Source organism: Sphingobacterium bovistauri, from assembly GCF_020295405.1.
Classification (GTDB): Bacteria; Bacteroidota; Bacteroidia; order Sphingobacteriales; family Sphingobacteriaceae; genus Sphingobacterium; species Sphingobacterium bovistauri.
On sequence record NZ_JADEYP010000030.1, the window covers coordinates 19,271 to 41,464 of the forward strand.

The 22,194-nt window shown below is 31.4% G+C and carries 22 protein-coding genes; 4 read left to right on the forward strand and 18 right to left on the reverse strand.

The genetic code is table 11. The features are described from left to right. Positions 1–78: 78 nt before the first annotated feature. The 9 genes from IPZ78_RS14125 to IPZ78_RS14165 form a co-directional block, all read right to left on the reverse strand. Positions 79–1,083, reverse strand: a complete 1,005-nt coding sequence (locus IPZ78_RS14125; RefSeq protein WP_225554637.1) for a GRP family sugar transporter — start codon at positions 1,081–1,083, stop codon at positions 79–81. Positions 1,084–1,109: 26 nt separating this feature from the next. Next, the gene (rbsK, locus tag IPZ78_RS14130; RefSeq protein WP_225554638.1) at positions 1,110–2,033 is read right to left on the reverse strand and encodes a ribokinase; all 924 of its coding nucleotides are present in this window, start codon (positions 2,031–2,033) and stop codon (positions 1,110–1,112) included. Positions 2,034–2,232: 199 nt separating this feature from the next. After that, positions 2,233–3,261 (reverse strand): LacI family DNA-binding transcriptional regulator, encoded by a 1,029-nt coding sequence (locus IPZ78_RS14135; protein WP_225554639.1) that lies wholly within the window; start codon positions 3,259–3,261, stop codon positions 2,233–2,235. Positions 3,262–3,788: 527 nt separating this feature from the next. Further along, positions 3,789–4,889 carry a hypothetical protein gene (locus tag IPZ78_RS14140; protein WP_225554640.1) on the reverse strand — a complete coding sequence of 367 codons (1,101 nt, stop codon included), beginning with the start codon at positions 4,887–4,889 and terminating at the stop codon, positions 3,789–3,791. A 275-nt stretch (positions 4,890–5,164) separates the two neighbouring features. Then, positions 5,165–6,157 carry a class 1 fructose-bisphosphatase gene (locus IPZ78_RS14145; protein WP_225554641.1) on the reverse strand — a complete coding sequence of 331 codons (993 nt, stop codon included), beginning with the start codon at positions 6,155–6,157 and terminating at the stop codon, positions 5,165–5,167. Positions 6,158–6,196: 39 nt separating this feature from the next. Continuing rightward, positions 6,197–7,666 carry a glyceraldehyde-3-phosphate dehydrogenase gene (locus IPZ78_RS14150; protein ID WP_225554642.1) on the reverse strand — a complete coding sequence of 490 codons (1,470 nt, stop codon included), beginning with the start codon at positions 7,664–7,666 and terminating at the stop codon, positions 6,197–6,199. Positions 7,667–7,956: 290 nt separating this feature from the next. Beyond that, on the reverse strand, positions 7,957–8,871 hold the full coding sequence (locus IPZ78_RS14155) for a helix-turn-helix domain-containing protein (RefSeq protein WP_225554643.1): 915 nt from the start codon (positions 8,869–8,871) through the stop codon (positions 7,957–7,959). Between the two features lie 9 nt (positions 8,872–8,880). Next, positions 8,881–9,636 (reverse strand): Atu4866 domain-containing protein, encoded by a 756-nt coding sequence (locus IPZ78_RS14160; protein WP_225554644.1) that lies wholly within the window; start codon positions 9,634–9,636, stop codon positions 8,881–8,883. After that, entirely contained in the window at positions 9,603–10,442 is an 840-nt protein-coding gene (locus IPZ78_RS14165) for an SDR family NAD(P)-dependent oxidoreductase (RefSeq protein ID WP_225554645.1), read from the reverse strand. The genes IPZ78_RS14160 and IPZ78_RS14165 overlap by 34 nt, the downstream gene beginning before the upstream one ends. Positions 10,443–10,623: 181 nt before the next feature. On the opposite strand from IPZ78_RS14165, the gene IPZ78_RS14170 reads away from it, so the two are divergent. Next, on the forward strand, positions 10,624–11,418 hold the full coding sequence (locus tag IPZ78_RS14170; protein ID WP_225554646.1) for a DUF3050 domain-containing protein: 795 nt from the start codon (positions 10,624–10,626) through the stop codon (positions 11,416–11,418). Between the two features lie 9 nt (positions 11,419–11,427). Here IPZ78_RS14170 and IPZ78_RS14175 read toward each other — a convergent pair whose 3' ends face one another. From IPZ78_RS14175 to IPZ78_RS14205, 7 genes are all read right to left on the reverse strand, one after another. Next, positions 11,428–11,787 (reverse strand): hypothetical protein, encoded by a 360-nt coding sequence (locus IPZ78_RS14175; protein ID WP_225554647.1) that lies wholly within the window; start codon positions 11,785–11,787, stop codon positions 11,428–11,430. Between the two features lie 129 nt (positions 11,788–11,916). Continuing rightward, positions 11,917–12,282: a nuclear transport factor 2 family protein gene (locus IPZ78_RS14180; protein WP_225554648.1), complete on the reverse strand. Its 366-nt coding sequence runs from the start codon at positions 12,280–12,282 to the stop codon at positions 11,917–11,919. Positions 12,283–12,370: 88 nt separating this feature from the next. Further along, positions 12,371–12,808 carry a carboxymuconolactone decarboxylase family protein gene (locus tag IPZ78_RS14185; RefSeq protein ID WP_225554649.1) on the reverse strand — a complete coding sequence of 146 codons (438 nt, stop codon included), beginning with the start codon at positions 12,806–12,808 and terminating at the stop codon, positions 12,371–12,373. A gap of 182 nt (positions 12,809–12,990) precedes the next feature. After that, positions 12,991–13,356: a VOC family protein gene (locus IPZ78_RS14190; protein WP_225554650.1), complete on the reverse strand. Its 366-nt coding sequence runs from the start codon at positions 13,354–13,356 to the stop codon at positions 12,991–12,993. A 117-nt stretch (positions 13,357–13,473) separates the two neighbouring features. After that, a complete protein-coding gene (locus IPZ78_RS14195; RefSeq protein ID WP_225554651.1) occupies positions 13,474–14,082 on the reverse strand; it encodes a hypothetical protein in 609 nt (202 codons plus the stop codon). Between the two features lie 294 nt (positions 14,083–14,376). Continuing rightward, positions 14,377–15,213 carry an AraC family transcriptional regulator gene (locus IPZ78_RS14200; protein WP_225554652.1) on the reverse strand — a complete coding sequence of 279 codons (837 nt, stop codon included), beginning with the start codon at positions 15,211–15,213 and terminating at the stop codon, positions 14,377–14,379. 263 nt (positions 15,214–15,476) lie between these two features. Beyond that, positions 15,477–16,124 carry an NAD(P)-dependent oxidoreductase gene (locus IPZ78_RS14205; RefSeq protein WP_225554653.1) on the reverse strand — a complete coding sequence of 216 codons (648 nt, stop codon included), beginning with the start codon at positions 16,122–16,124 and terminating at the stop codon, positions 15,477–15,479. 107 nt (positions 16,125–16,231) lie between these two features. Between IPZ78_RS14205 and IPZ78_RS14210 the strand changes: the two genes are divergently transcribed. Then, complete coding sequence (locus tag IPZ78_RS14210) at positions 16,232–16,588, forward strand: winged helix-turn-helix transcriptional regulator (protein ID WP_225554654.1); 357 nt, start codon at positions 16,232–16,234, stop codon at positions 16,586–16,588. Positions 16,589–16,757: 169 nt separating this feature from the next. On the opposite strand, the gene mgrA is transcribed toward IPZ78_RS14210, so the two are convergent. Further along, positions 16,758–17,753 (reverse strand): L-glyceraldehyde 3-phosphate reductase, encoded by a 996-nt coding sequence (gene mgrA / locus IPZ78_RS14215; RefSeq protein WP_225554655.1) that lies wholly within the window; start codon positions 17,751–17,753, stop codon positions 16,758–16,760. A gap of 435 nt (positions 17,754–18,188) precedes the next feature. On the opposite strand from mgrA, the gene IPZ78_RS14220 reads away from it, so the two are divergent. Continuing rightward, positions 18,189–19,319, forward strand: coding sequence for a glycosyltransferase family 4 protein (locus tag IPZ78_RS14220; protein ID WP_225554656.1), 1,131 nt, complete (start codon positions 18,189–18,191; stop codon positions 19,317–19,319). After that, positions 19,309–20,361, forward strand: a complete 1,053-nt coding sequence (locus IPZ78_RS14225; protein WP_225554657.1) for a hypothetical protein — start codon at positions 19,309–19,311, stop codon at positions 20,359–20,361. Before IPZ78_RS14220 ends, IPZ78_RS14225 begins: the two co-directional genes overlap by 11 nt. On the opposite strand, the gene IPZ78_RS14230 is transcribed toward IPZ78_RS14225, so the two are convergent. Next, positions 20,340–21,818 carry a glycoside hydrolase family 130 protein gene (locus tag IPZ78_RS14230; RefSeq protein ID WP_225554658.1) on the reverse strand — a complete coding sequence of 493 codons (1,479 nt, stop codon included), beginning with the start codon at positions 21,816–21,818 and terminating at the stop codon, positions 20,340–20,342. The genes IPZ78_RS14225 and IPZ78_RS14230 overlap by 22 nt on opposite strands. Positions 21,819–22,194 lie beyond the last annotated feature (376 nt).

Consider the following 22,194-nt stretch of genomic DNA (forward strand, 5'->3'; position numbering starts at 1 on the left):
ATGGTGATAGATTAAATTATTTTTCAATAATTTATTGGTTATTATAGATGTATGTAAATGCTTTATTATAAAATGGTTCTAAGAACCAGCAATTATAATAAGTCCTATTCCAAGAACAAAGAATAGAAACATCAAAGCTAATTTACCATTGACTGCTGGTTGAGAAGATTTGAATTCTTTCCAAATAAAAACTCCCCAAAGTGCAGCCACTAAAGTTGCACCTTGACCTAAACCATAAGATATTGCAGCTCCTGCTTTACCTGCAGCCATTAGATTTAACGCATTACCTATCCCCCAGATTATTCCCCCCATAATCCCTGTCATATGATTACGTATTGATCCAGAAAAATAGGCTTTATAATTTGTAGGTTCTCCTATAAAAGGCTTTTTGATTAGCAATGTATTGAATAAAAGATTGCTAAGTAGAACACCTATTGAAAACACAAAAAATGCAGTGTAAGGTGTCATTTTACCTAATTCAGGACTGTTAAAATTTTCTAAATCCATAGATGCGGCTATAAAGCGATAAAAAAATGCCATTAATATTCCCGCAATTATTGCTAACCAGAGTCCTTTTGAAGATTTATTATTTGAAGTTCCTGCTTTATTGGTCTTGTAGGCCAGAGCATTCAGGATGATAGCTATTACCACTAAAGATACTCCTCCGAATAAAAAAATTGGATCACCATTTTGAGAGGCCAAATAATTTATAATTACCCCCAAAACCAAGGCTATCCCCACACCAACTGGAAAAGCAACTGCCATCCCCGCTATGGAAATTGACGCAGAAAGAAGAATATTACCTGCATTGAAAACAATACCTCCAATAATAGCAGAAATCATATTAGAATTATCGGCTTGTTGGATGTCTGCTAAAAATGATCTTCCTCCATCTCCAAAACTGCCCAATGTTAGAGCTGAAATCAAAGAAAGCAATACCATGCCAATTACATAATCCCAATAAAATAACTCGAAACGCCAGTTTTTGGAAGCCATTTTTTGTGTATTGCCCCACGACCCCCAGCAGAGCATTGTAATAAAGCATAGCAGTACAGCTAAGCTATAATCTTTTACAATAAACATAAATTAGAATTTTAGTATATAATTAATTAGTTATCAAAAAACAAAGTGATATCTTCCATCATTGGTGCTGAAGATTGCGCACCAGCTTTCGTAACAGACAATGCAGACGCTTTTGTAGCAAATATGACTGCCTCTTTCAATGGTTGAAATTGAGATAATGCTACAGCCAATGAACCATTGAATATATCACCAGCTGCAGTTGTATCCACAGCATTGACTTTATAACCTGGAACTAAGTATCCTGTATTAGAATCATAAACATATGCTCCCTTTGCCCCCATTGTTATAATGACAATTTTTGGACCCAATTTACTTATACAAAGAGCTGCTTCATGAGCTGATTTCTCATCGGATACTATAACACCTGACAATAATTTAGCTTCAGCTTGATTAGGTGTAAGAATATCTATATTATTCAATATTTTTGCATCAAGCAGCTGTGCTGGAGCAGGATTAAGAATAATAGTTGCGTGTTTACTTTTGGAAAACAAAGCAACTTGCTCTATCGTTCCCAAAGGTATTTCCAGTTGCATTACTACTATTGAATTGTTATTTATTTTTTCATCTAATTCTTTAATATTATTAAATGATAAAAGGGCATTAGCACCAGATGCAACAACAATCGTATTTTCAGCATTTTCATCTACTGTAATAAGTGCTATGCCTGAATTAGCATATTCGTCCTTTGTGATTAAAGAGACATCAATATTCTCTTTAGACAGTTGATTAATAGCTTGATTGCCAAAAAGATCATCCCCAAGGTTACTGACTAAAGTTACAGTAGCTCCTAAGCGAGCAGCAGCTACTGCTTGATTAGCTCCCTTACCTCCTAGATTAGTAAAAAAGCTATCCGCCAATATAGTTTCTCCTGGTGCTGGAAAATATTTGGTCATGACGACCATATCCGTATTGATGCTACCTATTACGACAATGTTTTTATTATGAGACATAAATGGTTAAAGTTTTTCGTTTATAATTGGAACGCTGTGCGACAACGTTATCGCAATTATAAAACAAAATAATTTACCAAACAAATTTTATTAAAAAAATAAATACATAAACTATAGTATTTCAACAATTTATACATTTACTAATTATAAAAAATTTTTACACAAAAAGCGACAACGAATGTAATTTTAAATATATAAGCTAATTATTCAAATCTAAAACAGAAGAACGAATTATTAAATTTGAATCTAACAATATTAATTTATCTTCATCCAAATGAGATAATCTAGCTGATTTTTTAATTTGAGAAATTAATAGGTCTATAGCAAGTTCAGCTATTTGGAGCACAGGTTGGTCGATAGAGGTAATAGGTGTTTCTAAATAATCTAAGTAAGTTGAATTATCAATTGACACGATAGACAAATCGTTAGGCACTACTAATCCTGCCTCTTTAACTGCTTTAAGCACCCCAATTAATATAGTATCACTCAGGGCTAATACGGCGGTTGGTCGTTCCTTTTTATTTAGTAATAACTTCATTTCTAAATAACCTTTCTCTGCAGTAAAGCTATTTCCACCAAGATATTGATACGAAAAATTATATTTAGATATTGCATCATTGTATGCTTCTGTCCTCAATTGATTTGATATTACCATCTCATCACCTTGAATACAAGCTATTTTTTTATGTCCCATACTAACCAAATAATCCATTAATTTCATTGAAGACTTGTAATGATTGGAAGCAACTGCAAAGAAGTTCATTTCTGAAAAATAGCGATCTATAAAAACTGTAGGCTTATTAACACTATTTAGTATATCATAATTACGTTTACTACTTGTAGGAATTACAATTATTCCTAATAGATTTTGAGACAATAATGATTGGATTATTTTCTTTTCTTCCTTTTCGTTATTATCACAATCACTCATCATTACTACATAACTATGACTAAATAATATCTTAGCCATAGTACTTGCTAAAGTAGAGAAAAACGGATTATTTAATGAAGGAACAATCAAACCGATAGTATTACTTTTGTTCGAACGAAGAGTTTTGGCAGCCATATTAGGAATATAACCCAATCGTGATGCTTCAGCCATTACTAAATCTTGAGTGGTTTTTGAAATCCGATATTTATCAGAAGTTCCATTCAAAACTCTAGACACAGTAGTTAATGAAAACTTAGTCTTCTCAGATATGGTACGTATAGTAACTTGGTTTGACATTATATTGATTTTTGAACTTATAAGTTAAAAATAGATTAAAGATTTTTAAAAAATCAAAATTATTTACATTCAAAATTTGATCATTAAAAAAACCAATATTTTAAAAAGTTAAATATATTAAAATAGTACATCATAAAAAGCTTTTGAGCTACTTTCAACATTGATAGTAATTTCCATCTCGTAATATATTACTTAAGATTTCAGTAATATATTACGAGATGGAAAACATTAATATTTAAGCTTCATCAAATACTAAATTTCTCCAATTTAAACATGTTCGTATATTTAATTATTGAAAATGATAAAGCTATGTATCCTATAAAATCACATAAATACCCAAAGTTTTTACAAAAATTCAATATATAGAATTAATTTTCATCAAATATCAACTTATAATATTTTTCAATCTATTTTAAATCAAACCCGTAAGGGATTGTCGTATAAATCCTCTTTTCAAAAGAGATTACAACAAAAAGCCCGCCCCGAAAGGGACACGCTGTAACAAAAAACAATGTTAAAAAACAATATTACCAACCATACTTTTTAGGCATTGCCAATGTTATTTTATCTAATTTATCAAACAGCTCATCCTCAAGCTCAACAAGAGGATCATACCAATCCACTTTTTTTCTAGCCCACTCTACATACTCTTGCATTTTCACATCATATGTACCATTCTTAATAGCAGATTCCTCCATCGCCAATAGATATTCTCGCATAATTTTAGCTTTTTGCCATAATTCAGCATTGTTTTTAATCGCTATAAAATTATTTATTTCAGAGGTTTGTCGCTGTTCAATTTCGAGCTTTCGCTGCCGTTCTTTTTCATGCTCCAATTGACGTTGCTGATTCTCTAACCTAAGTTCCTGAATCTTGATTACTTCCTTTTGTATATGCTGAAGTATATCCTCAATTTTATCTTCTAGTATTGTATAAGATGTATCCTTCCATTCTTTAGAATCCCAAGAATGCTCACCCAATTTAAAATAAAGCAAACCTGATGGAACATAATCATAAGATTCCCAGGAATATTTTGGATTTTCTTTTTCGATACGATTCTGTTTTTCTCGCAATGACATTTCCAATGTTTCACCACTGTAAATAATAGCTGAATGATTTTGCTTTACTGAAATTGTGCCCCCAATACGCCTTACTCCTATAATTAACAAATTGTAGAACTCAAGAGCTCGATCAATCAACTTCGGACTAACGTTAATATCCAATGTGTCATAAGCAATACTGATAAGCTTATTATCATCCTTCCCTTTGCTTTGATTTTGAAAAGCCTTCTTAGCTTCAATGACCAATTCATCTAACTTTCCAACTTTTCTAATAACTTGTATTACACGAGCAATATCATTAGACTTAATCCTTTTCTTTTTTTCCTTAGGCTCATAACTAACTATTTCAGAATTCGAGCCAGCATGATAAGGCAGATCAGTTTTTGCAATAATATGCCCTGCTCTTATGCGTGACCAATATCCATTTTCAGGAGATGGAATATTATATTTTTTAAGTAAATCCTGTACCTCTTGATATGTTCCACCATAAGATTCAATAATAAAACTAAGTGGCTTTTCCCACACCATATTATATAGCTGTTCTCGAGTAAGGTTCATTTTACGCATAAGGAATTGAATAAAAGTTAGAATAATCCGATATGAATAAATATAACAGATTACAATCAATAGCATCAAAATTATTGCTATGATTGAGAAAGATCAAAACACCTACATTTATAAGCAAAAAAAGATAGCATTTAATCAAAATCACAGCAAACTTCACACACTTAATAGCTAGTGTACCGCATTAACTCTTTAAAAGCAGTATAAACAAAGGCCCAGCACAAGGCTGGACCCGACTAAACAAAACAATTACACAGTACAATTATTTTGAAATCTATCTAACAACTATAGTAAACATGGTTATTAATACTTTCATTCGAATACAGGTTAAGCACCTTCTTAACCATATTATAACTACCTGCAATGAAAGGAACCTTTTGATGATTTTTTAATACAGGAATACTAAGAATAGGTCGCATCCCATCGATTGCTAATCCCCCTGCCTGCTCAATAATATAAGCCATTGGATTACATTCATACAATAGCCTTAGTTTACCCTTAGGGTGTGTCGATGTGGAAGGATATAAGAATATTCCTCCCTGCAAAAGGGTACGGTGTATATCCGCTACCATAGAACCTACATACCTAGATTTATAGGGCAAGTTATTCTCAAAATCAGACTGCTTACAGAATGCTAAAAACTCTCGTATTTGATGTGGAAAATCTTCCGAATTACCTTCGTTTATAGCATAGGAACTACCTGACTTACTAAGCCTAATATTTGGATGAGTAAGCAAGAATTCTCCAGTAACGTAGTCTAAGGTAAAGCCATACACTCCAGTGCCAAAAGTAATCACCATCGTGGTTGATGTACCATAAATAACGTATCCAGCCACACGCTGCTCCTGTCCAGACTTTATTGGAGTCAAACCAGCTTTCGATTGCCACTCTTGACTGTATATAGAGAATATAGAACCTACCGACACGTTGACATCGATATTCGAGGATCCATCCAAAGGATCCATGCAAACGGTGTACACCGAATCATCGTATAAATCATTGTGCAGATCAATGGTATCTTCACATTCTTCAGATATCAAGTAATTACAGCGTTTACCCTTTTTTAGAAAAGAAACAAAAATATCATGCGCTTTCATATCAAGCCTATGCTGCTTTTCCCCATGTGTATTTACCGTCTCTGGTACCATAACTAGGCTATCAAAGACATTTCTATTTACTATTCTACTAACAGCTACTGCTGCCAATGAAATATCCATTAATACAGCTGACAAACCTACTGTTATAACCCCAGCTTCCACTTCATCATGCATGTGCTGCACAAAGGAATTACATATCATGCTAACAAATAACTAATTATAGACCTCCAGTAAATCAACCACTTCAAAACCAACTTCATTAGCGGCATTAACTTCCATATGATCCTTTGCTAAATAGCCTGCAAACCCAAGTACTTGCATGGAATAGCCGTACTCGTTATCGTACCAAACATAGAGTGTTAAGGTATGACCGTCTGCAGATAAAGATGTTGCAGTAGCATCAATAATTCCAGCTGCTGGATTGCCTACAACATCCGAAGAGACTAAGTCTTCATCAAAACTTAAGTCTATCTGTTTATGCTTCGCTGGCTTTAAAGCAAAAGACATAATCAACTGATGAATAGCTGTCATGGAAGTTTTCTTATAAAGTTCTACTACAAGTATAGCTAGCGAGCCATTAGCTATAGGCACACGAATAGCGTTAGCCGTAATTTTATCTTTAAGCTTAGGGATTATCTTAGCGACTGCTGCTCCAGCACCTGTTTCCGTAATCACCATATTTAAAGCTGCGGCACGTCCCCTTCTAGCCTTTGCGTGCATATTATCTACTAAATTTTGATCGTTGGTATAAGCATGAATCGTTTCGATATGCGCTTTAGCTATACCATATTGTTTATCCAAAACCTGCAATACAGGTGCTATTGCATTTGTGGTACATGATGCTGTTGAAAACAGCTGTTGATCAAGCTTAATACCATCCGTATGGTTTACACCAAAGACAACATTGGGAATATCTTTTGCGGGAGCAGTTACAATTACCTTTGCAATGCCCCCACTAGGTAGATGGTTTGTTAATGATTTCTTATCTCTATATTTCCCTGTATTATCAATTAGTAAAGCGTTGTCAATGCCATAATCAGGGTAATTAACTTCAGAAGGATCTTGTGCGGATATAAATCTTACTGGAATGCCATTAATTATTAAGCTATGGGATTGCTCATCAATATCAATTCTACCTTTAAATGGACCGTGAATAGAATCTTTAGCTAACAAAGATGCTCGCTTCTGTAGTGTACTTAAATTAACAGGATCACGCGTTACTACAGCGCGCAAGGAAAGTTGAACTTTTAGTGCAGGATCAGAACAAAACTCACGCGCTAGAATCCTACCGATACGTCCAAAACCATATAGAACAACATCTTTTACAACAGAAGAATGCTGGAGATGTATAGCCCATAATTTAGCGATCAATGACTCCTTATTAATGCTCTGACTTTCATCAAAACTATCCTTCAATAGTCCAACATCAATCACAGCAGGAAGTTCAGGCAAACACACTAAATCTTTAAGTATCGCCAATATGCTATGTAGCTTGTACGCGGTTAGCTCTGCTACTGATTGACGGTGAAAATTCAGGAGATGATCTACTTTTTCATCTACTAAGCTGTAGCCATGATACAAACAAAGCACCTTTCGATCTTTCCATAAGCTGTTTGCTAAAAGTGTTATAGTTAGGCATTCCTCGCGTTGCTTTTCGAATTGATTCAAGCAATCTGTCAACATATTGTTCATCTATAATTGGTAAATTTTATACCACAAATGTAGAATGTTAATGTCTACCAGAAAACTACATATTTAAGATTTAATAATTTTTAACTATTAAAATTATCCAAATTACAATTAACACAAATAAAATCGCTCAATAATTGCGCTTTTAACAATATTCAGTACTTACTCCTATTAATTACATAATAAATAAGACTCTCAAATCACAGAAATCATCAAACATAATCACGATGCGCAAAACTTTCTGATTCTTTTAAGTTACTTAGTTCAAAAGCTCCAAGTAATAATCAATTAAATAACTGCCTAAATTTTAAAGGAGTTTGGTTTGTTTTCTGTTTAAACAGCTTACTAAAAGATTGCGGATGCTCAAAACCAAGCTCATAAGCTATTTCGCTAACCGATAGATTGGTTGTCGTCAATTGCTGTTTTGCATAATCGATGATTTTATTCTGAATATGTTGTTGCGTAGTCAGTTGAGTATGCATTCTTAATAGTGTACCTAGATAATTTGCAGAAATATTTAATTTATCTGCAATGGTTGATACAGATGGTATACCTTTTTCTACTATCGTACCTTTATCAAAATAGTCATTCAAAATATTTTCAAAACGAGTTAACAATTCAAAATTTGATTTTTTTCTTGTAATAAATTGACGTTCATAAAACCTTCCAGCATAAACTAGTATCATTTCTAATTGAGAAATAATAATTTCTTGACTATATTTATCAATATTTGATTGGTATTCTTCTTGTAATTTCAAGAGTATATCAACAATAGTTTTCTCTTCCTTATCTGATAAAAATAAAGCTTCATTCACAGCATATTGAAAAAAATCATAAGTTTTTATCTTTTTAGACAATGCCGTATTCCACAAAAAATCTGGATGAATGAGTAATAACCAACCTGTTGGTTCAGTAACAAGATCTTGATTTATTTCTAAATTCAAAAACTGCAATGGTGCAATAAACGATAAGACACCCGAATCAAAATCATATTGTTGTTGACCATAATTAAATTTAGCATTTACATTCCGCTTTAATCCAATAGTATAGAAATTCTGAATCCATTTAATTTTTGATTCTTCAAATGGATATGATACCTTACTGTAATCAATCAAACTAATCAATGGGTGTTCAGGTTGCGGAAGATTACAAAAAGCATGAAATTGAGCTATTGATTCTAGGCGGAATGTATTTAACATTGTATTAAGTTAGTTTTTTTGTTTATATAAAATCATGCCTCCATGATATAAAATACCATTTTTAAAATATCCATCAGCGGTGAAACCTGTATCATCTTTGTAATCAATATGATTTCCTGTTACTTTATAGCTGCCCTGATATGCATTTTTTCGACTTCCCCTTGCTTCATCATATCTATTATTAGGTAACAATTCATGTCTGATGTTTCCGTCAGCTGTAACCCACATACCGATATATTCTTTTGATTCTTCGATAGTATTTTCCATTTTTAATTCTTTACTAATCATTAATTCATTTAAAGTATGAGTGTCTAAAAACGCAACACAATTTATCACTTTATTATCTTTTAATTGCATCTTCCAGATGTAACTATTTTCATAGACTCCATCATTTATATTTTTAGCACTCGCTTTAAAATGTAGCCAAATAAAATTTTCATCTTCAGTAAGGCTAATTAATTCTGGCCTTAGCGGAGTTTTCAATTTACTTAAAATAGGTTCAGCAGCATTTTTTATAAACTGTGCCTTTCCTTTGTAAACGCCAGACATTGGCGAATTTCCACTTACTGTCCAAATCACATCATCAGCTAATATGTCAAAAAAACTTGCCTCATTATTTTTCCACTTATCAAACTGAACTGAAATTAAACTTAAGGATTCACTTGTGGAAGGAAGAATCGGTTGTTGAGCCTTGGATGAACAGCTCATAAAAAGACTAAAGTAAATAAAAACTAATAGGCTGTTGAAAGCGTGTAACTTTTCCATTTTTCTGCGTCTTTTGTTATTGCTTCAATTTTATTATTCAAAATATCATATGCATCACTACCTAGCAATAAATGTACAGGAGGATTTTCAAACTTACTTATAGCAATCAATACATCAGCTGCCTTATCAGGATCATTTGGTTGATTCCCACTTATATTTTCAAGATGTGCTTTTTCAGATTCTCTAGCAGCTTCATAAATTTGAATAGGTGACTTAGGAGTCATTACGGAGTCTTTACTAAGAAAATCTGTACGGAAATATCCAGGATAGACAACTGTTGCATTAATATTAAAATCTTTTACTTCTTCGGCCAATGCTTCAGTAAAACCTGCTACTGCAAATTTTGTAGCACAATAAATTCCCCATCCAGGGAAACCAGCGAATAACCCGCCAACAGATGAAATATTAAAGATATGTCCTGAATTTTGATATCTTAAGTGGGGCATTACATTTCTGACAACGTTCAAAGTTCCAAAAACATTAACATCAAAATTAGCTCGTGATTCTTTATCTGTCAGTTCTTCTAGAGTACCTGTTTGACCGTATCCGGCATTATTTACAACTACATCAATTCTTCCAAAATATGCTATACTTTTCTCCATAGCTTTTTTAACGTCATCATCATCAACGAGATTAACTGCTAGCGGTAAAAATTGCTCATTAGCATCCCCTATTTCATTAATAAGAATATCAATATTCCGCGAAGTAGCGACTACATTAAAGTTATTTTTTAATAATTTCTTAATTAATGTTAGCCCTAATCCTTTAGAAGCACCTGTAACAAACCATACTTTTTTTGTTTCCATTTTTCTGAGTTTTTATAAATAAAATGATAAAACAAAAGTAGTCTGAATCATAAGGTATAATTTAGTTCAATCCACCGAGAATGTAGTCGAATCGTGAATAACATTGTAATACAATAATCATTAAATTTTAATTTTACTGATTATAGACAAAATACTAATAAGCTAGAATTAACTTTGTACAATGAAACAATTTGAAATTTTAGAAGCTTTTATTAAAGAAGAAAAAGATTATTTAAATAATCATCCATTATATCGTAAGATCAACAATATAGATCATCTAAGACTATTCACACAAGGACATGTCTATGCCGTTTGGGATTTTATGTCTTTATTGAAAGCATTACAAATTGAACTTACGTGTGTTTCCATTCCCTGGTTTGCATCTGAATTTCCTAATACAAGGTATTTAATTAATGAAATTGTTTTAGCTGAGGAATCAGATCTATATATTGATGGGAGAAGATTGAGCCATTTTGAAATGTACTTGGATGCAATGGAATCGATGGGTTCAAATACAAAATATATAATAGATTTTTTAACTGAAATTAGAACATCAAAAAATATAGTTCAAAGTATTGAAAATTTAAAAGCTGATAATAGAATAAAAGAATTTTTAAAATTCACATTTAATATTATTGAAACAAAAGAGCCGCACAAAATTGCAGCAGCATTTACATTTGGTAGAGAAGATTTGATTCCAGATATGTTTACCTCAATACTAAATGAAATAAAAATTAACTTCCCTGAATCAGATTTAGATAAATTCATTTACTATTTCCAAAGACATATCGAACTTGACGGAGATGAGCATGGACCATTAGCTTTCAAAATGATAGAAGAGTTAGCCCAAGATGATAATCAAAAATGGTTAGATATTCAAACTGTTTCTAAACTAGCACTTCAAAAAAGAATTGACTTATGGGATGCAATCTATGATAGTATAACTAGTGAAAGTGATAGGAATTGTAAAATTTAGAATCAAAACCTATTGCTTTACTTCAATTGTAGGTATGTTATTTATTATTTGACATTGTCCATCTATATACACACAGACTATCAATGAATGAAAAATTAAGAATTGACTTTCTAATTTTACTTGTACGGTAATGATATTACCGGTTTGTTTTATAGAATGGTAGTCAATAATTCTTGGACTTCCTCCAAATTTTTTCGTGCGAATTAATTCTATATAGTCTGTTTTTGAAAATACAAAAACTCCATCCTTATCAAAAAATCCATCTTGGATATTTTGAAAATTGGCATGTAAGATATTTCCCAATGCTCTTATATCACGATTATCGCCGGCTCGCACAAATTCCTCTATGGCTATCATTGCCTCTTCCATTATATTTATTTAAAATGATATTAACTAATTGAACTTAATTATATAATTGCTTTCAAGCATAGTATATAGCTTAGTAACCTTCTTACGTACATAAAAAATATCCATGATTACCATTCTACAATTTGTTAATTAAATAACTACTCCACTTCCACCAACTATTTTTATACCGTCAGAAAACTTTTTCCAAAAACGGATATATTTATATTTTGCTTCGAATGGCTCATTATTGTAATTCCCTTTTAAATCCATCTGTAATGTAATAACTGCCAGATCATCTATTATATTTAGTTCTTCAAATTTAGGTGTAAGCTCAATTATTTTTAAACTCCCATCGCGATAAGTTTGCAAGTCCATTTTCTTGGTTATTGTTTGGCCACTTGGTATTATAAAAAGTAAATCAGGATGCAGTAAGTCTTCAAGATCTTCTAAATTTCTATTCTTCATAGCTTCGTAAAGCTTATCCTCAAGGATAATAATTTCTTTCTTTGTTATCATTTCTTACTAAGATATTTTTTGCTAAACCTCTTTATCATTAAATTTACCATCAATCGAACTCACATATGAGAGAATAATATATCATTGATTAAGTAACTGCCTTTTTTGTACTTATTACAATCCTATTCCAGGCGTTAATAGTTACGACAGCCATTAAGATTTGTGCAATCTGGTTTTCATCGAAAAAAACTTCAGCTTTTTTGTACGTTTCATCACTTAACCCTTTTTGAGATATTAAAGTTACCTCTTCCGTTATGGCTAATATCACCTTTTCTTCTTCAGTAAATAGTTCAGTTTCTTTCCAGGCGTTGAGTAAGAAAATCCGCTGTGCAGTTTCACCTATTTTTAATGCCTCCATTGTATGCATGTTGATACAAAAGGCACAACCATTGATCTGTGAAGCACGAATTTTGATCAGATAGAAATGTGATTTAGAAAGCTTCGAATTTTTTAAGTAGTTTTCTAAACAAAGCATTGCTTCGAATGCCTCTGGTTCAAGCTGTGATATATCTATTCTACTTCCCATTAGGATTGATTTTTATTTATTACCATTGAACTTTAGCATCGTTAGCATTATCGACAAAAACTTTTGATTCATGATCGGTAGTCATTATTTCTTGAATATCAAGCCTCATAGTCGACTGAATGATTTTGCTAAAACTATTTTATAATCCCTAAATCGTATTCATATTCTAAAAAAATATTATACTATCTTTCCTGCAAGTTGAATACTGTTCCTGATGGATCCTGAATCCAATGCATATTTTTCGGTAGTTCTTCAATTTCGTCACAAGTATTAACACCATTTGATTCTAAATAATTTGTCGCAATCTCTATATTAGGAACAATAAGCTGTAACCAAGTTTCAGAATGTGTATAATTATCTACACAGTCCAACCAAATAACATTACTTCCAAAATTTACTTGATGAGTTCTGGAAATAGTAAGATTGCTAATAGGCTTCTCTTCAACTGCTAGTTTCAGAATATCTCTGTAAAAGACAATGGTTTTTTCATATTTACTTTTAGGTATTTTTATAGCAATGTTAATTCCTGCTTCAAAATTTGGATTCATAATATGAGTTGTTTAAAATTCTTCAAATTTTTACAAAAACGATAATATCTATCTGTTTTAAAATTTAAGCTTTTCTACTTTTAAAGTTGGCATTGCCCGAATGGACCAGTTAGATTATTAATTAAAAGAGCTGATCTCCTTAATTGATTTACCATCATTATTAATCATTTTTATTAATGGATTTCCTACACTATCAACAGATAGAATAATTCTTGGTTTTTCATCTGGACCGTTAATAACTAAGCTAGAATTACCATTCTCAGTCATCAAATTTATTCTATTTATATTACCACCAATTTTACCTGACAAATCTTTATCATTTATTACAATGCCTGATTTATATGCATTAGTTTTATTATTTTGCTGTGTTAAAAGACCAATAGCATCCGCATTGTCATAATCAAATGCTAAAGCATAGGTGTTGGTCTCGGGATTTTTAGAGATTGCAATACCTCCACATTCGTCTCCTTTTTCATTATAAAATATTATACCAGCGGGATTAAGTGCACGTTTGTATTTTTTTCCAAATAATATGGGCGGTTCCATGCGCTCTTGATTAGAAATTATCATTCTGTTTACCCCTTTATCATCGACTATATTAATGCGTTTCACCGTAATCTCATCAAATTTATTATCTAAGGTCTTAAACGAATAAAAAAGCATTAAAAAAGCAATTGTTATTATTCCTGCGTAAAATCCTATTATTAGCTGAGTTGTATTTTTCATGATAAACTTTATTTTGGTTATTTAATTTCTTAGGTATCACAATGCAATTAAGAATAATTGCATTTCTTCTAATATGTCGTTACATAAAGAAGGAAAACAAAGAAAGAAAATTTTAAAACCGTGAAATTGTAAAAAATCATTTTTCGAAAAAAAAGATAAATAGAGATTTAATTACATGATAAATACAGCTCTATTTTTGAAATAAAGTGTGTATTAAGGTCTTAATTGAAGATTTAAGGGGATTATTTTACTTGTCGACAGTTTAATATTAATAAGGTTTAGTAGATAATATGTCTATAAGAAGTTAGATGGTTTTTTGCCAGTAATTACTTTAAAATCTTTTATAAAGTGAGATTGATCATAGTAACCAGCATTTAGTCCTATTTCAGTTAACGTTGCTTTTTCAAGTTTATTTTCGAATAGGTTTCTGAATCTAACAATATTTGAAAATTTCTTTGGGGAAGTACCAACTTGTTTTCTGAATTTCTTCTCAAAAGAGTCTCTGCTAACCGGAAGTTTATCTATTATTTTTTTAATTGAAACAGAACCTTGCTTGTTAATAATTTCATATAATGCTTTTTTTATGATGTCATCCTCCTGCATACATAGAATTTCTACAAGAAGGAATTTCTCTATTTTTTCAATCAATACATTGTAGTCATTATGATTAGCGAATATTTGTTCTATATATGAGAGTTGGTTTGGATTTAAAAAATTATCATATGAAAGAAACTTTTCGTAAAAGTCATTTATAGGGGTATTAATTATAGAGGAGGCCATACCTGGATTAAAGATAATGACAAATAAAGTGGTGCCTTTAGAAAACTCAAAACGAAGTGACGTCCGAGCAATACCAAAAGCAAAAGCCTTTGGTAAACAAATTGGAACATCATTTTTTTTCTTCATTGCAATTGAACCGTTCAAAATATAGTTTAAGGATACCGATGTACTTGGCAGCGTTTCTAAGCACACTAAATCTGAAACATCTACAATCAAAAATTCTTTAACATATTCCTGAAGTATTGGGCTTGGAATAAATCGATATTCTTGTACTTTATTAAATTGCTCCTTTTCAAAAAAAGCTATATTTTTATCCTCCATTTTAAATAATCTTTCAGATTTAATCCCCATGGTTCATAGATCTATCCAATAGGCTTATCGGGGGTAGTACTTTCGTCTTTTTTCTTGCTTATAGTTTGATCATATATAAACAAAATTCTAATAAGCTATTTTATTATTTATTGGAGTCAATCACTATTGCCTGATTAAATATAATATTTAAAAATTTATTTTAATAAGATTCTCTTTAAATTGCATTTAACGAATTAATCCACAACATAATTCAACATTAAAAACGTTATGGATTAATAAAATTAATATTGATTTCAGGGCTACTAATAACCTACAGTAAACATGGTTTGATTAAATTTTTTATCTTCAATTTCATCGACTACTGCTACGGCTAAATCCTCTACTGATATTACGCTTCTGCCATTCTCATCAAAGATTGGATGAATAGTTCCATATCTATATTTCTCTGTTCTACCAGTGGTAATACCAGGATGCATTTCCAATGAAGGGCATAAATAAAGCCAATCAAATGAAGTTTCAGTTTTTAACGTATTAAAATATTCTCTAGCGGCTCTAGCAACTGGTTTAAATGCTTCTGGAAACTCATCCGTATCGACTGCTTGAACAGTTTCTGATACATATAAACTGCCAGCCCCGCCAATAACAATATAACGTTTTACATTTGATTCAACTACAGCTCGCTGTATTGATAATGAACCATTAATGAAATCTTCATGCATATTAGGGTTATCCCAACCTGAGCTATAAGCACTTACTAATACATCATATCCCTCAATTTGTTTGGCTAATTCTTTTGTATCAAATACATTAAGTTTCAAATATGTAAGGTTCCCATATTCCGATACTTTTTCGTCTCTTGATATCCCGAAAACTTCATAATTCCTATTAACTAATTCATTAACGATTTTAGATCCTACAAATCCAGTAGACCCAATGACTGCGACTTTCATATAATATTTATTTTAAGTATGTACAAATGTATCTAACATACCCTTACTTTAAGTAATGTATTACCTATTGGTAATTAGTTACCAAAAAGTAAGTAACTTAGTAAAAAATGAAAAAACAGCGTTTATCTATTCCAGAAGAATGTAGAGCTTCATTGACTGGAATTGCAGATGTTCAAGAAATAATGGGTGGTAAATGGAAATATTTAATCATTTCTAACTTGTTTTTTTTAGGCAAACTAAAATTCATGGAGCTATGTCGACAGATAGACAAAATCTCACCAAAAGTTCTCTCGAAAGAGTTGAAAGACTTAGAAATTAATCAATTGGTTAATCGAGAAATATGTGATACAAAACCTATAACTGTAGAATATGAATTAACAGATCTTGGAAAAAGCTTACACAACATAATATTAGAAATGGGAAAATGGGGTATTACATATAGAAATACTATTACCAAAAAATAACTTAACCCTACCCAAACCAAAATCGACGAGCTTAATTTTTCTTCCCTGATAACACATAAAATAGAATTGCTAACAGGGAAATAAAATAATGATTGATTTTAATAAGCCCAATTATTTACACCATTACTTTCTAAAAAGAAAATAATGACTATAGATTATAAGCACTTATTTACAATTTTAAAATTGCATCGATACGTGTTAATTCCTCAATAGTGAAAGTAATATTTTTTAATGCTTCCAAAGAATCTGTTATTTGCTCAGGTTTGCTTGAGCCTATTAATACAGAGGTAACACGGCTATCACGGTACAACCACGCAAGAGCCATATGTGCTAATTTTTGCCCACGCTCTTTAGCCAATTCATTTAGCTTATTTACTTTTTCAATCGTTTCTGAAGTGATGTGATTTTCATTCAAAAATATACCGCTAGTAGCAACTCTAGAATCTGCAGGTATTCCATTTAAATATTTATCTGTAAGAATGCCTTGTGCTAATGGTGAGAATGGTATACAACCAATTCCTTCATTCTCTAATACATCCAACAATCCATTTTCTGGATCACGAACAAACATGGAATATTTAGGTTGATGTATAAGGCAAGGCGTTCCTAAGGACTTAAGTATCTTACTAGCTTCTAGTGTCTGTTGCGCATTATAATTAGAAATACCAATGTATAATGCTTTTCCTTGTCTGACAATTAAATCAAGAGCTGCCATAGTTTCTAATAAAGGTGTATCTGGATCAGGACGATGATGGTAAAAAATATCTACATAATCGAGACCTAATCTTTTCAAACTCTGATCAAGGCTGGAAATCAAATATTTTTTTGATCCCCAATCACCATATGGGCCATCCCACATGGTGTATCCTGCTTTGGAAGATATAATTAATTCATCTCTATGATTTTTAAAATCCTGATTCAATATTTTCCCAAAATTTTCTTCTGCAGAACCTGGAGGCGGACCATAATTATTAGCTAGGTCGAAATGTGTGATCCCGTGATCAAAAGCTGTATGTATTAAATTTCGACTATTCTCAAAATTATTAACATGACCGAAATTATGCCATAATCCAAGGGAAAGGGCTGGTAATTTAAGTCCACTATTACCACATTTACGGTATTGAATATGCTTATATCGCACTAAAGAGGGTTGATAGTTCTTCATCGTATATTTTGTTGTGTGCTATATATAAGTCTTTGTATTGCAAAAAAATACTTCATTCATTATTAGAAGTGACAGATCAACATACTCAAAATAAAAGAATAGGATCATAACTAATGCTAGTAAATATTCTACAGCATCCTTATATGTTAGTTGCAATATTTAAAGATAAATTATCACTATTTTATATAATTTAAAATTATTAAAAATAATTTTAAGACATACATTGAAATTGCCAAACAATAATCGATATTTCTACAATTGCATGATAGATGAGCACCTATTAAAGTATTATTGATTTAAAATTGGCGTGAAATTGATCAAAATAAATTTGAATTACTTCTTAAAGCAAAATTAATTTATAACAATTAACTCTTTGAGTTGTTGTTGTATTATTCGCGTTTCATAAATAGTCATGATTCGCATTGAACAAAATTCATGAAAGTCGCAATTTTAAGCACATATTTACCTAACAAATGCGGTATAGCTACATATTCTAATGATCTCTTCAAATCACTAAATGAGTTTAACATAAGCAATATAGATATTATCGCCATTGATAGTCAAGAGCTTTTTGAATACCCTGATGAAGTTAAATTTATTATTGACAAAAATAATATCACGCATTATGAAACGGCAGCCTATTTTATAAATGTAATCTACGATGTAATAATCATTCAACATGAGTTCGGTATATATGGAGGGACTGATGGGGAATTTATTCTTAATTTATTCAATAAAATTTCAATTCCAATAATCACTAATTTCCATACACTACTCTACCCTCCTTCTACAAATCAGAAAAGAATTATCCAAGAAATAGCCAATAAGAGTACAATAGTTACGCTAATGACCCAAAGGGCTGTAAACATATTATTGGACATGATACAAATTGATTCTAAAAAAATACGCCTTATACCTCATGGTGTACCCTCTTTTGATATTTCTCAGCGTAGCGCAAGACTAATACTGAATTTCAAAAAATCGACTTTTATTCTTCTAAGTTTTGGATTTCTAGGAAGAGGAAAGGGATTCGAAACAGCCATAGAAGCAGTTACTAAGATTCAATATGACAATTTCATATACATTATATTAGGTACAACACATCCCAATGTACTAAAGCATGAAGGAGAAGCATACAGAGAGTTATTAATAAATAAGTCCATTAAACTCGGGATTCAAGATAAAATAATATTTATAGACGAATTTGCATCAGAGGAAAAGCTTAAAACATACCTTTCAGCTACTGATATGTACGTTACCCCTTATCCAAATGAGAACCAAATCAGCAGTGGAACTCTTTCCTTTGCCGTTGGAGCTGGTGCAGCAGTGATTTCAACTCCATACATATATGCTAAAGATTTATTGGCTAACGATGTTGGAATCCTATTTGATTTTAATGATTCAAATGCATTAGCAAATAATATTAATCAGCTGATACAAAATCCACAGAAATTAAAATACTATCGCAATCAAGCTAAAAATCTAGGAAATACAATGATCTGGTCTATAGTTGCTCAACAACATTTCAATATCCTTAACTTATTAAACAAACAAAATGATAGTTAAAATTCCCAATATTACGCCTCAAACTTTTCAAACAGATCATATCCATAGGCTTACGAATAGTGTTGGTATTTTTCAACATGCCAAGTTTTCTTCACCAAACTTTCACCATGGTTATTGTTTAGACGATAATGTAAGAGCCTTACAACTCTTAATTTTAGCAGCGAATAAAAATATATTGAAAAATGAAGATCACCGACTAATAGACACCTATATCTCTTACATATACTATATGCAAAATGACGATGGATCTTTCAAAAACTTCTTATCATTCCAAAATACATATTTAGATGAGAGAAGTTGTCACGATGCCTTTGGTCGCACCATTTATGCATTAGGTATTACAATGCAATCGACAACGAATAAGCATGTATTTTCTATAGCCAAAGAAATAATGGATAAATCATATGACATCATTGATAGCATAACATCTATTCGAGCCGTATCTTATGCATTATGTGGTTTATACGCATGCTATACATCACAAAATTATGATAAACCATTAAAACAAACCATTAAGAAATTAGCAGATTTTATAGCCAATGAATACAAAAACAACAAACATCAAAATTGGAATTGGTTTGAGAAAATAATAACCTATGATAATGCAATTATTCCTTATGCGCTTATTTTGGCAAATGAAATCAATGAAAATAATGATTGGAAACAAATAATCATCGACTCAACAATCTTTTTAGATGGTATACTATTTAAAGAAAACTATTTACAGGTAATTGGTAATGATGGTTGGTTTACTCCAAATTGTAAATCAAGAAACATAGGTCAACAGCCAATAGAAATTCCAGCATTGATTTTATTATACAAAAAACTTAACGCCAGCTATCCACAAAATACTTACAAAGGTTCAGCTCATAAATGTTACGATTGGTTTTTTGGGCTAAATAGTGCAGAATCGGTATTGTTTGATGTTGACACCAAAGGTTGCTGTGACGGTCTTGATGGTGACATTGTTAATCTTAATCAAGGCGCAGAAAGCACAATAAGTTTTTGGCAATCATATATTTACATGCAGTCTGCATTTTGAAGCAATTCATTCAACAATTGATTTAGATTTATGGTAGCATAAGTAGAGGCATAATCTGACATCGCATAGGGTATTATTAGATGTCCATTATGTACAAGCTGTCCACAAGAATATACAACATTAGGAACATAGCCTTCTCGTTCCTCCTCATTTGGATACAAAAGGGGGTGATTTAGCCTACCTATGATTTTACTCGGATTATTCAAATCCAATAAGCTTGCACTTAACGTATATTGCCGCATCGGACCTACACCATGTGTCAAAACCAACCAACCTTTCTCTGTTTCTATAGGGGCTCCACAATTTCCCAATTGAATATATTCCCAAGAGTAATGAGGTTCACGGAGTAAGATTACATCATCATGCCAATTTATAAGATCATCAGAAAATGAAATATAATTATTTTCGCCATCAATACGACATAGCATAACATATTTACCATTTATCTTTTTGGGAAATAATGCAGCTCCTTTGTTTGCTATTTTTCCGTTAATTGGTTGTACTTTGAATGATATAAAATCTTTTGTTGACAATAACTTAGGCATTATACTAATACCATCATATGCAGTATATGTAGCATAATATATGTAAGATCCACTTTCTAACTCAAACTTTAAAAATCTTGCATCTTCAATTCCATTTTTCTCTGTTTCCGATATTGGAAAAATAACGCGCTCAGAAATAGATGTATCCAATGAATAACTAATAGAATAATGTGAAGAAGCTAACCACAAAACTTGATTCAATAATTGGTCAATTTCATGAGTAGAAGAATACTCATCCCTTAACTCTTTTACAAACCTACGCAACTCCTCATAAGTAAAAGTTTCCGGAAATTTCTTTTTTACTAAGTCCGAATAGATAGGATCGTTAATCTCTATATTAGATAACTTTTCAAAAAATTCACTTTTATTATAAATATGATTTTTAAAATGTTTAGGCTTCTCCAATAATTTCCCAACCTCATCTAACTTAATATCCAAATCATTATCTATTATACCAGATCTAAAAACAATTGATGATACATGCCCTTCACCAGTAGCTCTAAAACTTAATATAACTCGCTTTTGACCATCATCCAATTGCGTCTGATCTGGAGATAAAACAATAGAAGGGTTAAAAAATGCAGCCGCTTCCACAGAATATTCCATTGTAAAACACGCACCTATTATTAACTTCTCTTTATACGAATAAGTATAACCTTTTAATTCATCAGAAATTCCTGACTCTAGACTTCTCTTGAAATTTTTTTCCCAAATCTCTACAACACTTCGATGCCTATTTGAAAAATTTCTTAAAAGTTGATTCAAGTTTTGTTCTTTCTCAATTTTACTTGTAGCTATTACTCGTTTTATTATTTTCTCTTTACGATCATCACTAAGGTTAAAATACCTTGCCAATACCCGTGTAGAATCTGGCATGAAATATATTTGTTTACGATTTACAGTCAATGTCATATAATTATGTTTTATTTATATGACAACAACTACAAATCCAATTTGTTACATTAAATTTTATTGCATTATATCTAAGATTTTAAGAATAGCTCTTCAAGGACATACTAAAGCATATGATTTTATGAGCGAAAAGTCCTGTAATATGATAGCTAGATAATAAGGAAAGATTTTACTTACAATATCAAAATTGTGTTCAAAATTATATAAAACACTATACGATCATTTTCAATAAACCCAAATCATAATCACTCAATTTATTTTTCGTACTATAAGTTGTTACAATTTGTGAAATGTTATGATAAAATGACTTACACATACTACATCAGTAATTAATTTTCTATAAAAAAACTCTTAACTAAAGTATTGACATGTTCAC

What these genes read in the sequence shown, in the direction of transcription:
- IPZ78_RS14180 (WP_225554648.1), bottom strand. Translation starts at nt 12,282, where the DNA reads ATGATAACAAAGAAAGAAATTATTATCCTTGAGGATAAGCTTTACGAA.
- IPZ78_RS14200 (WP_225554652.1), bottom strand. Translation starts at nt 15,213, where the DNA reads ATGGGGATTAAATCTGAAAGATTATTTAAAATGGAGGATAAAAATATA.
- IPZ78_RS14225 (WP_225554657.1), top strand. Translation starts at nt 19,309, where the DNA reads ATGATAGTTAAAATTCCCAATATTACGCCTCAAACTTTTCAAACAGAT.
- rbsK (WP_225554638.1), bottom strand. Translation starts at nt 2,033, where the DNA reads ATGTCTCATAATAAAAACATTGTCGTAATAGGTAGCATCAATACGGAT.
- IPZ78_RS14155 (WP_225554643.1), bottom strand. Translation starts at nt 8,871, where the DNA reads ATGTTAAATACATTCCGCCTAGAATCAATAGCTCAATTTCATGCTTTT.
- IPZ78_RS14135 (WP_225554639.1), bottom strand. Translation starts at nt 3,261, where the DNA reads ATGTCAAACCAAGTTACTATACGTACCATATCTGAGAAGACTAAGTTT.
- IPZ78_RS14220 (WP_225554656.1), top strand. Translation starts at nt 18,189, where the DNA reads ATGAAAGTCGCAATTTTAAGCACATATTTACCTAACAAATGCGGTATA.
- IPZ78_RS14160 (WP_225554644.1), bottom strand. Translation starts at nt 9,636, where the DNA reads ATGGAAAAGTTACACGCTTTCAACAGCCTATTAGTTTTTATTTACTTT.
- IPZ78_RS14150 (WP_225554642.1), bottom strand. Translation starts at nt 7,666, where the DNA reads ATGTTGACAGATTGCTTGAATCAATTCGAAAAGCAACGCGAGGAATGC.
- IPZ78_RS14195 (WP_225554651.1), bottom strand. Translation starts at nt 14,082, where the DNA reads ATGAAAAATACAACTCAGCTAATAATAGGATTTTACGCAGGAATAATA.
- IPZ78_RS14190 (WP_225554650.1), bottom strand. Translation starts at nt 13,356, where the DNA reads ATGAATCCAAATTTTGAAGCAGGAATTAACATTGCTATAAAAATACCT.
- IPZ78_RS14210 (WP_225554654.1), top strand. Translation starts at nt 16,232, where the DNA reads ATGAAAAAACAGCGTTTATCTATTCCAGAAGAATGTAGAGCTTCATTG.
- IPZ78_RS14205 (WP_225554653.1), bottom strand. Translation starts at nt 16,124, where the DNA reads ATGAAAGTCGCAGTCATTGGGTCTACTGGATTTGTAGGATCTAAAATC.
- IPZ78_RS14230 (WP_225554658.1), bottom strand. Translation starts at nt 21,818, where the DNA reads ATGACATTGACTGTAAATCGTAAACAAATATATTTCATGCCAGATTCT.
- IPZ78_RS14145 (WP_225554641.1), bottom strand. Translation starts at nt 6,157, where the DNA reads ATGCATGATGAAGTGGAAGCTGGGGTTATAACAGTAGGTTTGTCAGCT.
- IPZ78_RS14175 (WP_225554647.1), bottom strand. Translation starts at nt 11,787, where the DNA reads ATGGAAGAGGCAATGATAGCCATAGAGGAATTTGTGCGAGCCGGCGAT.
- mgrA (WP_225554655.1), bottom strand. Translation starts at nt 17,753, where the DNA reads ATGAAGAACTATCAACCCTCTTTAGTGCGATATAAGCATATTCAATAC.
- IPZ78_RS14185 (WP_225554649.1), bottom strand. Translation starts at nt 12,808, where the DNA reads ATGGGAAGTAGAATAGATATATCACAGCTTGAACCAGAGGCATTCGAA.
- IPZ78_RS14165 (WP_225554645.1), bottom strand. Translation starts at nt 10,442, where the DNA reads ATGGAAACAAAAAAAGTATGGTTTGTTACAGGTGCTTCTAAAGGATTA.
- IPZ78_RS14125 (WP_225554637.1), bottom strand. Translation starts at nt 1,083, where the DNA reads ATGTTTATTGTAAAAGATTATAGCTTAGCTGTACTGCTATGCTTTATT.
- IPZ78_RS14170 (WP_225554646.1), top strand. Translation starts at nt 10,624, where the DNA reads ATGAAACAATTTGAAATTTTAGAAGCTTTTATTAAAGAAGAAAAAGAT.
- IPZ78_RS14140 (WP_225554640.1), bottom strand. Translation starts at nt 4,889, where the DNA reads ATGCGTAAAATGAACCTTACTCGAGAACAGCTATATAATATGGTGTGG.